General features: G+C 53.3%; 7 protein-coding genes. 3 read left to right on the forward strand and 4 right to left on the reverse strand.

All coding sequences use genetic code 11. The annotated features are described in order from the left end of the window. From ABJN86_RS00005 to ABJN86_RS00020, 4 genes are all read right to left on the reverse strand, one after another. A partial coding sequence (locus ABJN86_RS00005; RefSeq protein ID WP_348377738.1) for a hypothetical protein occupies nt 1–8605 on the reverse strand: 8605 nt, incomplete at its 3' end. 725 nt (nt 8606–9330) lie between these two features. After that, entirely contained in the window at nt 9331–9513 is a 183-nt protein-coding gene (locus tag ABJN86_RS00010; RefSeq protein ID WP_348362938.1) for an AlpA family phage regulatory protein, read from the reverse strand. A 116-nt stretch (nt 9514–9629) separates the two neighbouring features. Further along, nucleotides 9630–9872 carry a hypothetical protein gene (locus tag ABJN86_RS00015; protein ID WP_348377737.1) on the reverse strand — a complete coding sequence of 81 codons (243 nt, stop codon included), beginning with the start codon at nt 9870–9872 and terminating at the stop codon, nt 9630–9632. Nucleotides 9873–10671: 799 nt separating this feature from the next. Next, entirely contained in the window at nt 10672–10977 is a 306-nt protein-coding gene (locus ABJN86_RS00020; RefSeq protein ID WP_348362936.1) for an Arm DNA-binding domain-containing protein, read from the reverse strand. Between the two features lie 404 nt (nt 10978–11381). Between ABJN86_RS00020 and ABJN86_RS00025 the strand changes: the two genes are divergently transcribed. The 3 genes from ABJN86_RS00025 to lptC are packed head-to-tail and all read left to right on the forward strand — an operon-like array spanning nt 11382 to nt 13581. Then, a complete protein-coding gene (locus ABJN86_RS00025; protein ID WP_348362935.1) occupies nt 11382–11993 on the forward strand; it encodes a ribonuclease D in 612 nt (203 codons plus the stop codon). Nucleotides 11994–12002: 9 nt separating this feature from the next. After that, nucleotides 12003–12977: a KpsF/GutQ family sugar-phosphate isomerase gene (locus ABJN86_RS00030; protein WP_348362933.1), complete on the forward strand. Its 975-nt coding sequence runs from the start codon at nt 12003–12005 to the stop codon at nt 12975–12977. A 4-nt stretch (nt 12978–12981) separates the two neighbouring features. Beyond that, nucleotides 12982–13581, forward strand: a complete 600-nt coding sequence (lptC, locus tag ABJN86_RS00035) for an LPS export ABC transporter periplasmic protein LptC (RefSeq protein WP_348362932.1) — start codon at nt 12982–12984, stop codon at nt 13579–13581.

Genomic DNA, 13581 nt, shown 5'->3' on the forward strand with positions numbered 1-13581 from the left:
TGGTGCCTTCAACATCAGCTGTCGTGATCGCAATCGCACCTGCAAAATCTTTCGCATAGATCCCAGAAGTATGGCCCGAGACGCTGCCATCGGTTGTATCGACTGTGATGCCGCCGCCGCTTGCAACGGCGTTGATGCCATAGCGGGCCAGGCCGGTCACATCACTTTGCACGCTGGCGGACAATGCCCCACCATTTTGATTCAGCAAAATGATACCGTCCCCGCCGCCTGTAATCGACCCTGCGCCACCCGAGAACGTCAGATCGCCAGAGCCATTATTTCCAGCCAAAACACCAACGTCTCCGCCGGCAACATCGCCAGCGCCTGTCGTAACCGAAACAGATGTCCCATCGGGGCCGTTATATGCCAAGATACCGCGACCGGCGGTCCCGGTCACATCACCCTCTACCGAGATTGCAACTGCACCGCCGTAGTAGCTTCGGGCTCGGATACCGTCGTAGAAGCCGGCGATTGCACCGTCGCCAGTTGCCTCAATGGTAAGATCTCCGGTTCCGTTGTTGGTCGCGAGAACCCCAGTTCCACCTTGAACAGAAGCGTCAGTGATCGTGAGATCCAAAGACGTTCCACCCGCGCCATTATCAATAAGAATGCCGTAATAGTTGTTGCGTTCGCCGGTCACATCACTTTGCACGCTGGCGGACACAGACCCACCATTTTGGTTCTGCAAAATGACACCGCCCTTGGCGCCAGTTATCGCACCTGCGCCACCGGTGAACGTCAGATCGCCAATGCCAGCATTTGACACAACAACGCCATACCCTCCGGCCGTGATGGCGCCTGCGCCTGTTTGAACGTCCACATAGGTGCCATCTGCATTGGTGTTAGAAACAGTGACACCAATCGCGTCTCCACTTGTAGCTGTCACGGCTCCAGTTATCGTCGCAATTACGGCACTTTCCCCGTTATTTTCCAGTTCGACGCCGTGGCCACCGCTAGTAATCGACCCTGTGCCACCCGTGAACGTCAGATCGCCAGTGCCGCTCGAAACTGCCGATACACCTCTGAGAGTTCCGTTGATGCTTCCTGCGCCTAGCGAGATATCAACACCACCGAACCCAAGGCCTTTCGAAACGCTAATAGCCCTACCGCCTGTTGCAGTTACATCGCCAGCAATGCTGACAGTTACATCACCAATATTGGCGTGTGACACGACGAGACCATCGCGACCGGTGATCAAACCTGTACCACCCTCAAAGTCGAGGTCGCCAACGCCTCTATTCGTCACTTGGATGCCTCCATCTGTACCAGAAATTGTTCCGGCACCTGTTTTGACCGTCACCGATCCCCCACCGGCATTATTTATGACATTGAGGGCGTCATATTCACCAGAAATGGCCATCTCACTGGTAACATCGCCCGATACACTTACGTATACATCGCCTCCGTTATAGTTCCGCGCAACCACACCGTATTCCGTGACACCAGTGATAGATCCCGAGCCGCCAGTGAACGTCAGCCCGCCGCTGCCTCTGTTAAGCGCGATGACACCTGCAGTCCCGCCCTCAATTGCGCCCTCGCCGGTCGAAATTGTCATGCTCGTACCGTCGGCGTCATTAACCGCAAGAATGCCCCGGGTTCTTGTCCCGGTCACATCACCCTCTACCGAGATTGACACCGCGCCGCCGTAGTAGTTTCGGGCTCGGATACCGTCGTAGACGCCGGAGATTGCACCGTCGCCAGTTGCCGTAATGGTAAGATCTTCGGTACCTCTATTGGACGCGTAAACTGCAGCTTGGCCACCTTGAACAGAAGCGTCAGTGATCGTGAGGTCCAATGACGTTCCACCCGAACCATTACCAATAACAATGCCGTCGTAGTTGTTGCCTACACCTGTCACATCACTTTGAACGCTGGCAGACACAGCCCCACCATTTTGGTTCTGCAAAATGACGCCGCCCCAATCGCCAGTGATCGCACCTGTGCCGCCGGTGAAGGTCAGATCGCCAGTACCAACATTTGACACAACAACGCCATACGTCCCTGCGGTGATGGCGCCTGTGCCTGTTTGAACGTCCACATAGGTGCCATCTGCATTGGTGTTGGAAACTTTGACACCAGTCGCGTTTGTACCTGTCACGGCCCCGTTTATGGTCGCGATTACGGCACTTTCTCCGTTATTTTCCAATTCTATGCCGTTATCACCGCCAGTGATCGACCCTGCAATACCAGTGAACGTCAGATCGCCGCTGCCGTTGTTCTCGGCCAGAACACCAACTTCTCCGCCTTGAACATCACCCGCGATCGTCGTAACCGAAACCGAAGTTCCGCTGGCGTCGTTGAATGCCAAAATGCCATGAAGCGTTCCGCCCGCGACATCATCAACAGCTCTGACGGAAACGGCTCCACCGCCGAAATTCGACGCAGAGATACCACTTTCACCGCCGTCGATGTCACCACCAACACCTATGATGTCGATGCCAAGAAGACCTTCGTTTCTTGCGTATATACCGTTCTCACCGCCGCTGACTTCCGCGGCAGCAATCGTCAAAGCACCTTGGCCGGTACTCGCGACGTTCGCGAGGATCCCAGTCCCATCTGGATCAGATGCTGTCGTGGCTCCGGTTGCCGTAATGGTCAGTCCACCGGTGCCATATTGCCGTGCGCGAATACCGTTATCTAGGCCACTGGTTGTCGCTGCTAGTATCGTAATATCGCCATCGCCTTCGTTCCGGCTATAGATGCCGTTGTAGCCAGCGCCGGACACGGTTCCAGTCGTCCTGATAGTAACAGAACCCCCGCCAAAATCATTCCCGATTATTCCGCTGTAACCACCAGAAACATTGACCGCTTCAATCGACAAATCCTCAAGGCTATAGGCCCCGTTGTAAGCGTATATTCCTTCATCTGTATCAGCCGTGACATCGCCGGTCGTAACGATAGAAATCCCGCCTGTCCCGTAGTTTTCGGCGTAAACCCCGTAGACACCACCGGTTACATCGACAGCTTCGATCGAAATTCCACCGGTGTTATTGATGCCAGTGTATGCCGAGATTCCAGTGCCGCTTTCGCCGATAACCGAGGCTTGGGCCTGAACAACGAGTGTACCGCTCCCGTCATTGCGCGCGTCGATACCGTCAATTCCACCGCTGACAATGGCGTCCGCGCCAGTTGTGATTGTTAATGAGGTCGCGGTACCACCATTTCTTACATTAATGCCATCTTCTGCATCACCTGAAACATTGCCACTAACATCAATGTTCGCCGATCCCACGCCAAAGTTTTCAACCTCGACGCCGTTGTCACCACCGCTTATTTCACCCGATCCGCCGGTAATAGATACGTCTTCACCGAAAGCTCTTGCGTAGATACCGCTCCTTCCGCCGTAAATTTCCCCTGCTCCGGTGCTGATCGACATGGCCCCCGCAGTTCCCGAATTTAGAGCGCTAATTCCGAATGAAATTTGCCCCGTTACATCATGGGTTACGTTAATATTGGTTTCCAAACCCCGCAGATTTTCAGCTTCAATACCAACAGTATCGCCTGTGATCGTGCCTTCGCCCCCAGTGATGGTCAACGTACCAGTACCTTGATGATTAACTTTGACACCAGAAGAAAGGTAACCGCCAGTCACGTCTCCCGCGCCTGTTGTGACATTTGTATCTGTGTTTGAGAAACCAGTTGTTACGTTAATGCCAGCGAGAAGACCCGTGACCTCGATTTCACCCTCAACAGAGACATTGGTTTCACCTTCGCCCTGATTATTGGTCGCGACACCGGACAAATAGCTCGTGATTTTTCCGGTACCAACTCTGACTGTTAGATCTTCCGATCCGGCGTTGGATGTATCACCGGTGTTAATTACATTGATACCAAACTGCATCCCACTTTGAATTTCGCCAGAACCGGTTTCAACCAAGACGGACGTACCAATATTATCGACAAAGATCGCATCGGCATTTGTGCCCGTCACATCGCCCGTAACAGAAACAGTCGTGTCGCCCCCATTATAGTTTTTCGCATAGACGCCAGACTGCGTACCAAGGATTTCGCCCGCACCGCCGGTGATTTGTAAATCCCCCGTACCAAAATTGCGCGCTTCAATGCCGTAGAGGTCGCCTTGGATGGTGCCTGCACCCGTCTCAATGGTTAATGTTGTCCCACCAACACCGTTTAACGCGGAAATCGCGCCACCTGAGATCCCAGTAACGTCACCGGACACGCCGATATCCACAGCACCACCGTTCGCGTTTTGCGCGAACATACCATTGATAGCACCGGTGATTGCGCCGGTGCCCCCAGTGATACCCAGTCCACCAGTCCCACTGATCGTCGCGACAATACCATGGTTGCTCCCCCCTTCGACAGCGCCTGCACCTGTTTGAATAGTCAGATCATCATCGCCGAGTTTGCTTGCGAAAATGCCATTTTGCGCGCCGTAAATATCCCCCGCACCGGTTGTAACCGACAGCGTCGACCCACCGTCACCATTTTCGGCGTGAACCCCGTCAAATGTAGACCCGGTCACACTTCCCGAAACGGACACCTCCACGGCGCCACCGTTCGTGTTTCGCGCTAAAACACCATTGAGAGCGCCCTCAATTGCGCCATCTCCGCCGGTGACATTCAGACCACCAGAACCAGTGTTCTTTGCGTAAACGCCAGACCCGGTGTCCCCAGCCACCGCGCCGAGGGCCTCAACAGTTAGCAATCCGGTCCCGTCATTGCGCGCGTCGATACCGGCTGCTCCACCGTGAACAGTCGTGCCAGTGCCGGTTGAGACAGTTAGTGTCGTTCCATACTCATCGTTTGACGCGTAAATCCCAGCATCTGCAGTCCCGGTAACATCGCCCGAGACGTCGATATCTACGGCACCGCCGTTCGTGTTTTCAGTAAAGATACCAAAGTTGGAGCCCGCGATTGCGCCATCTCCACCGGTGATGTCTATACCACCAGAACCAGTGTTCCTTGCGTAAACGCCAGATCCGCCGTCCCCAGTCACCGCGCCGAGCGCCTCAACCGTTAGCAATCCGGTCCCGTCATTGCGCGCGTCGATCCCGTCTGCTGCACCGCTAACAGTCGTGCCTGCAGCGGTTGAGACAGTTAGTGTCGTTCCATTCTCATCGTTTTCCGCGTAGATTCCGTCGCCTGAAGTCCCGGTAACATCACCCGAAACGCCAATATCTACGGCACCGCCGTTCGTGTTTTCAGCAAAAATACCATAGAAATAGCCAGTAATTTCGCCAGTTCCGCCGGTGATGTTCAGACCACCAGAACCAGTGCTTCTTGCGTAAATGCCAGACTCTGCGGCGCCTTCGACGCTCCCTTGACCGGTTTGGACTGTCAGATCTTCACTGCCATTATGGGTTGCTGAAACGCCGTTTCGCGCGCCGGAAATGTCCCCGACGCCTGTTGTTACCGAAAGCGTAGTGGAATCGTAGCCAGTGCTTACGTTAATCGCATCCCGCGCACTGCCACTCGGGTCGTAAGCTGAGGACGCCGTGACAGCCCCATCGACGTTAATTGTTGTCGTACCGGCCCCATTATTAAATGCACTGATACCATACCGGCCACCTCCGACGGCGGTTCCCGCCGCTGTCGTAACAGATAGATCTTGCCCACCCTGCTGGGTGAGGGCGATGCCGTCTCTTGCACCGGTCACCTCTGCTTGATCACCGCTTATCGAAACTGTAGTGTCAGCATCTCCATAGCCACTGCTATAAGATTGGATACCGTTTCTGCTGCCTGAGGTCACATCACCGGTAATGACAACGACGGTGTCACCACCATTCAGATTGCTCAGCCGAATAGCGGAAAGACTGTCAGATGTTATCGCACCAATGCCACCATCAATGGTTATTCCGCCGTCCCCTGTATTATTCACCAGGATTGCATTGGTTGCGCCGTCAATTGCACCGGTTCCCGTGGTTACAGTTACTGAGTCGCCACCTTCGTTACTATCGACGTCGATTGCTGCCCCTGTTTCACCGGTTACTGCACCCAAGGCTGCCACTTGTACTGCACCGCCGTTATCAGACGTCACTTTGATGCCGTCGTCACCACCGGTGATTGACCCGCCCTCTTCGCTGGAAACCCTAAGCGTACCGCTGCCCTCATTATACGCGTTGACGCCATATCGGGCGCCATCGACTTCACCAGCGCTGGTATGCACAAACAGCGCAGAGGCGGTCGCGGAAGCATTGTTTCCCGCGCGGATACCATCAACAAGTTCTCCGGTTACATCGCCAACGGTGGTAACTCTCACAGAGCCGCCGTTTTGGTTCAGAAGTGCGACACCAGAACTACCGCCCGTAATAGCCCCAGTCGCCCCAAGGCCGGCCGTGCCGTAATTGAAAAACAAGTCCCCAGTGCCATCATTGGTTGCAGCGACCCCATAATTGCCCCCAGTTACGTCGCCTGCGCCAGTTGTCACTGAAAGCGTGGAACCGCCGACCGCATTTGCGACAGAGATACCCGAATAAGCGCCGCCGCCTGTGACCGCTCCGCTCACCGTAACCGAAACGGCGCCGCCATTCGTGTTGTCAACCAAGATGGCGTCTTGGGCGCCTGTGATGGCGCCTGCGCCACCTTGGACCGTTACGCCACCAGTGCCTTCATTGGTCACGTCGATGCCGTTTTGACCACCTGTGATTGCGCCCGCACCTGTTGCGACGGTTACTGCGTTGCCCGTTGCGTTGCCGTCATCACCGTTTACGACGGTAATGGCGTCCCCAGCCGTGCCTGTCACCGCACCGTCAACGTCAACAACAACGTCGCCGTCATTGTTTGAAATGTCGATACCGTCATAAGCACCAGTGACATTGCTGCCTACGAGGCTTGTTACCGTCGCATCACCGGTGCCTTCATTGATCACCCGAACGGCGTCTTGTGTAGCGCCAGTGATCCCTGAAACCTCGCCCCCAATCGTGATGGTTGCGTTACCGTCACTGCCATCCCGGTTGTAGGCAAAAATGGCCGCACCTCCAATTCCGGTGATACTGCCTCCGGCACCAGTCGTAATATCGATGTTCCCTGACGACCGGCTAAGAGTCCTGATACCGTTCCGATTGCCGATGACCTCCGCAGAACCCGTGCTGATAGAAATGCTACCGGCACCTGGATAATTCTGGGCATAGATACCGCTATTAAATCCTCCAAAAATGTAGCCGCCGTTTATGTTAACATTGACGTCAGCCCCGCGGTTAGCAGCATCAATCCCACTCTCGCCGCCCCTGATAGTGACTGAGCCTAAATCCAGAGTGACATCGCCGCTACCGCTACTGGCCGCCAAAATCCCAACTGCATCGCCGCCGCCGCCTGTTGCCGTAATTTCGACACCAGTTTCGACCGTGATCGTGAGTGCATCTCCGTCAATGCCATTCGTGGCTCGAAGGGCATGGTTGGTGGTGCCCGGAGCCACGTTGGTGCCTGTTGCTGTAAGGTCCGCGTTGACGTAAATGTCGACCGAGCCACCGAAAATATTAGCAACAGCAATAGCTTCGCGATCACCAGTGATCGCACCCGTCCCAGTGGTAAGTGTAACGCCACCTTGGTTCGTGTTTGAGGCCTCGATTCCGGTCTTGCCGGCATTGATTTCACCATCGCCTGTGGTGATTTCTAGAGTACCGGGCCCATATTCCGCACCATTCAAAATGATATCAAAAATCGTTGGCCCGTTGTTAACATAGATGGCGCTATCATTTGTACCTGTCACCGCACCCTCAACGGTGATGTCTGTGCTACCGGTGAATTTGTTTTGCACGTTGACGCCACGTTCACCGCCACTTATCGCCCCGGCCCCACCGGTAATGCTAACATCACCATCATCGTAGTTTTCTGCGTTAATTCCGTGCCGGCCACCCGTGACGTCCCCATCGCCCGTTTGAATGGTTATGTCGCCGCCCGTTTCAGTACTTGCATTCCCATGTTGGGCAGAGATGCCGTCAGCCGACAAACCAATGACCGCACCCTGAACAGTAATCGTTGTATCTGGATTGTCGCCAAGTGCGGTGGTCTTAATGCCGTAATACCCACCTCGAATCCAACCAGAGTCACCGCCATTGAAAGTGATACCGCCACTTCCAGAAGACGAAGCAACGAAGCCGTATTTCTGACTGTCGATATTGCCTTCGCCAGTTTGCACGTTTATTGACCCGACACCTACATCTGCGATCACGGCAATGGCGGCTTCTTCTGTGTTCCCATCACCAACGTTCGTCACCACACTGATGTCGACATCACCACCAGTTGCATCTGCAAGGATGCCGTAACCGGTACTGTCGATCCTGCCCGCTCCCGCACCGCCGGGCGTACCCTGCACAAAACTTATCCCGCTATCCCCTTCAAGAGTGATCGCAATTGGCAACCCTCCCTGATCAACCTCAAAGGAAGCGTCTTCGGACACCGTTACATCCAGCAATGTGCCGTTAGCTGACAGAAATTGGGGGAGTGTTTGGTCATCATCGCAAACGAAAACGCCGGAATTCGGCGCGCTTTCAACACAGGCTAGGGCAGCCGTTGGGAGCGTTAGGACGAAGAGACCCGCAACGATCGTTGGCATGGATACAAACGAGCAAACCAAACCCGGTACCGTCGCCCAGCCCAAGGACGATGAATAGCTTGCGGCGACACCCGCAACCTTGGTCATACGCCCACCACGAACGTCTGCCCGATATTCACTCGTTGTTAACGCTCGTTTAGATTTTTTTTTTGTTGTCAGGGACTGCTCGATATTCATTGCGACGACCTATAGCAAATGTAAGATTTATGTAGGCAATGATTTTCAAAAAGACACAACACAATATTGTTTTAAATCAACAGTTTGAGACGCATTAACTACGTATAAAGCTCTACATGAGACTCAGGGACAACAAGTGAAAAGGCCGCTAAATTACGAATTCTGACTTTGACAACCAATGCTGTCACCCAGAAGGGAATTGTAGCATTGATTGAGCCCATATTTGCATCGTAGCGCGTTGATTTTACGCAGCCAAACTAAACAATTGACGATCGAACGCAACTTTCCCTCGTACGCCTGATTGTGGGATCTGAACATGCCCGTTCTTGATCGTTCAGATAGTTTCCATTCCCAGTAGTATCGCCTTCGCACACCTTAATGATCAGAAGCATTGCCGATAGCCAAACAGCCTCTTGAAGGCAGCATGATCGCTCTCAAACCGGTTGTTTCGATACTCTTTATCGACAAGGGTGATGTAGTTAAAATGTGGGTCATATAGGTGATTTAGGTCTCGTATGCTGTTGAATGTCCTTGAGCTTGCGCCAAGGCAGGAAAACGGTATTTTTCATATTGAGCTCACCGAAAAGTTCAAACGACATTGCCCGTGTCCTCTGTGAAAGGGGCGCGGATTTCGTTTAAGCGGCGGGCCAGTTTTCCAACCATTCGATAAGTTTGCTTTCAGGCCATGCAACAGCCTTTGCCCTCATGCGAATAGGGCGGGGAAACTTTCCCTCAGAAATCATCGAGTACAAAGTTGACCTGCATAGGCCTGTGATCTCTTCGACTTCTGTTCGGCGGTAATGTTTCTCAACGATCATGGTATGCTCCTGCATGTTAAGGTTCATGCAGGAGCTATCAGGTGATCAAGGCCCAAGAATAAGTTACCAAATTAAGGCGCTTCGGTACCCCACGAGGAGGCACAGACCTTGAACTGTTATGGTTTTTCTTTCTTCGCTTCGGAAAACGCCTTGTAGATCGCGCCAATCGCCGGTTCTCTTTTTGCGTCACGTAGCCTTTTCTTCAATGCTTCAATGCTAACATCATGGTTTCGGTGCAACCAAGCCAATTTGCCACGGTATTCAGTGCATTTTAGGTCGACCATGAGAACAATAACTTCTGTAAGCGTATCAGCGTTAATGGTTGCCTTTGCCGTTCCAGTTTTCCTAAGTTCCCTCATGCGCTCGGCTACGAGGGTCCGCGCTCTACTGGTACGTAAAAAGCCGCGATTCTCTACAATAGATTCAAGCGCTCGAAAATCTCCGCGTTCTGCACAGTCTGTAGCCTCATTAATTTACAGCGTTTCTCAAAAAGGTCCGTCCGCCGATAGGCTCGTTCATCTGATCCGCCAACGACATAACCGAGCGCAGTTTCCACTACGTCATCCGGTGTCTTTGTTGTTTCAGCCACCCAATCGCGGAATGAAGACCGAAAACCATGAGGTCGCGATTCCATCTTCCGACGTTCCATCAATCGCGCCATCGTCGCATCACTGATTACACCCTTGCGAACACTCGGAAACAAAAACCCGTCCCGTGCCATTGGTCGGGCTTGATCGATGATCTTCAACGCCTCTTGGGATAACGGCACCCGAAAACCAGAAGTCGCCCCATTACGCCCATTCAACGCATCGGCAGGGATGGTCCAAACGTCACCGTCAATTTAACCAAGATGCAAGAACCGCAAAGGGTGTGAGCGCACTGCCGTCAAGATCAACAATCGCAACGCCAGATGAGTTGTCGTGCCTTCATCAAGACTTGCATAGAAATTGGGAACCTCCTTCCAAGGGAGGGCGAGAACATGCTTCACCCCATGACGTTGCTTGCCTAAAAGCGCCTGGCTTTTTCGACAGCCATGAGGTCCACATCTAAGCCCAGCGCAGTCGCATTTTTCGTGCATATCGCCAGACGGTTCATGGCCTTTCGGCAGGTGTCTGCTTTTTCATGCCATATCGGCGCAAGCGTGTCGCGAATATCGATTTAATCTATGTTAGAGACAGGCACGCCACCAAGCCGCGATAATACGTGAAGTTCGAGCAGCGAAAACCAACGTCCCGCTTTGCCATCACCTTTCAACTCAGCCTTACGGCTTTCGAAAGCATCGGCCGCAATGTCCTTGAGTAAGTGTAGATTGCGCTCCGCTTCCCACTTTTCGCGTTGTCGCTCTTTGATCGAATCCAGACCGCTGCGAACAACTGTCCGCCATTCATCTGCTTCCGCTCGCGCTTCCTTGAGTGAGACCGCAGGGAACGGACCAGGCCCCATCTCGCGACGACGACTTCCCACCTTGAAAAGAAAAGCCCTTTACCTCCGGCAACTCCACTTTTGTGAAGCCAAAGGTTCACGCCGTCACCATATTTACCTGCACCAGCAGTCTTGGCTTTCAGCGCAGGCAGATTGTTGAGCTCTGGCATGACTAATTCAAAAATGATGCCAGCCCCATCGTAAGAGATAGCACCACTTAGACAAAATAGGGACATTTAGGAGTTATGAAGACAGCCGGAACTCTGCAATGCTCTGAAAATAAATAATAACTAGACAATTTAGGACAAATTCGGAATGATTATCCAGTGCTTCTCCTGGGCACCAAATCTTTCCAACACTCTATATTCGCAGCGGATAACCCCTGTTATTGAATATCACACCCAAAAAGCCTATTCCGCAAGGAACACCTTAAGGGAGCCCAGCACGTGGCCAACTTCTTGCATCAAGGCGACCTGCCTAACGATCTCAACCTTGGTTCTGTTGTAGCCATCGACTGCGAGACCATGGGCTTGAACCCGCTTCGCGACCGTTTGTGCGTCGTGCAGCTTTCTGGTGGTGACGGAAATGCGCATCTCGTGCAAATCGCGTTCGATCAAACAGAGGCCCCTAATCTATGCCGCTTGCTGGAAGACCCTGAAGTCCTAAAACTGTTCCACTTTGGCCGATTTGATATCGCAGCAATGCTCAATGCTTTTGGCGCGCTAACGGCCCCAGTTTACTGCACCAAGATCGCCTCCAAGATGGTCCGCACCTACACTGACCGGCACGGATTAAAGAACCTACTACAAGAGCAACTTGGCGTAGACGTCTCCAAACAACAGCAATCCAGCGATTGGGGAGCCTCCGAATTGACCAAAGCTCAGCGCGACTATGCCGCATCCGATGTTTTGCACTTACACAAGCTGAAAGCTAAGTTGGAAAATATGTTGGAACGCGAGGGCCGGACCGAGCTTGCGCAGAGCTGTTTTGATTTCCTGCCGACCCGTGCTCAGCTAGATTTAGCCGGCTGGCCTGAAATAGACATCTTCGCACATTAGATAGTGACAATGACAAACATAGCACCCGAAAAATTCCTGAAAATTGGCCGTCGCGTCGTCGCCCGCGAAGCGGACGCGCTTGAGCTGTTGGCAAGCAGCCTGGATGACAACTTTGCGAAGGCCGTAGAGCTGATGCTCGGAGCCACAGGCCGTGTGATTATCTGCGGGATGGGAAAATCCGGCCATGTCGCCCGAAAAATTGCTGCGACATTGGCCTCAACTGGGACCCCCGCACATTTTGTGCATCCAGCCGAGGCAAGCCACGGCGATTTGGGAATGATGGCCCAAGGCGATGTCGCGCTGATCTTGTCCAATTCGGGCGAGACGCCAGAGCTGGCGGATGTAATTGCCTACACTCGCCGCTTCAACATCCCTATGATCGGGATCGCCAGCCGCCCAAATAGCACATTGCTCAAGCAATGTGATGTGGCCCTGATCCTTCCAAAGGCCGAGGAAGCTTGCGACACGGGTGTTGTCCCCACAACTTCCACCACCATGACGCTGGCATTGGGCGACGCCTTGGCAATCGCCTTGATGGAGCACCGCCAATTCACACCTGAAAACTTCCGCGAGTTCCATCCCGGCGGCAAGCTTGGCGCTCGCCTGTCAAAGGTATCCGACTTAATGCACATTGGGGACGAGCTTCCTGTCATCGCAATGGATACCCCTATGCCGGATGTCCTAATCGCGATCAGCCAAAAAGGCTTTGGTGTGGTGGGTGTGATCGATGATGCTGGCAGTTTGGCCGGAATTATCACCGACGGTGACCTTCGACGTAACATGAAGGGATTGTTGGATATGACGGCATCTAAGGTCATGACCCCGAACCCTAAAACCATCGCCCCTGACGCCTTGGCCGAAACTGCCGTTGCCAACATGAATGAGCGCCAGATTACCTGCCTGTTTGTCACGCAAGCAGGAAATGGCGGTACACCATTGGGTATCCTACACATCCACGACTGCCTTCGCGCTGGCGTGGCCTGAAGCTATGAGACGTATCGACAACAGGTACTCCCGCTTCGTGCAATGGGCGAAAATTATTTTTCCCTTAGTCGCACTTGGGCTTTTGTCGACGATGTTTCTCTTTTCGCGCACGGTTGACCCAGAAGACGCTATACCCTTCGCAGACATCGACATTGAAAAGATCGCCCGTGAGCAACAACTGATGTCGCCGCGGTTTTCCGGCACCACGAACAATGGCTCCTCAATAGTGGTTGATGCCGAAAGCGCAGTGCCAGATTTGACCAACCCGCGTCGCTTGACCATAGAAAAGGTCGTAGCCCGCATCGAATCTAAAACCGGCCCATCCTTCGGGATCATTGCGAACAGCGCGCTGTATGACGGAACAAAAGATTTGCTAGATCTAGAAGGAAACGTTCGCCTCTCGACATCCAATGGATACCGCTTGGAAACAGAAACACTGGCAGCAAACTTGGCCAACGCCAGTCTCAATGCGCCAACACATGTTTCGAGCCGCGGGCCTATTGGGACGCTGGAGGCCGGCTCCATGTCATTGACGTCAAATGGCGAAACACAGGTTCTTGTTTTCAAGAATGGGGTGAAGCTGATATACGATGCGAAAGAGTAG

Origin of the sequence: Litoreibacter sp. (assembly GCF_039974535.1) — a bacterium.
Lineage (GTDB): Bacteria > Pseudomonadota > Alphaproteobacteria > Rhodobacterales > Rhodobacteraceae > Litoreibacter.

Bases quoted from the DNA above. Each gene is read 5' to 3' on its own strand.
- ABJN86_RS00010 (WP_348362938.1), bottom strand. From the start codon at position 9,513: ATGATCGTTGAGAAACATTACCGCCGAACAGAAGTCGAAGAGATCACA.
- ABJN86_RS00015 (WP_348377737.1), bottom strand. From the start codon at position 9,872: ATGAGGGAACTTAGGAAAACTGGAACGGCAAAGGCAACCATTAACGCT.
- ABJN86_RS00030 (WP_348362933.1), top strand. From the start codon at position 12,003: ATGACAAACATAGCACCCGAAAAATTCCTGAAAATTGGCCGTCGCGTC.
- lptC (WP_348362932.1), top strand. From the start codon at position 12,982: ATGAGACGTATCGACAACAGGTACTCCCGCTTCGTGCAATGGGCGAAA.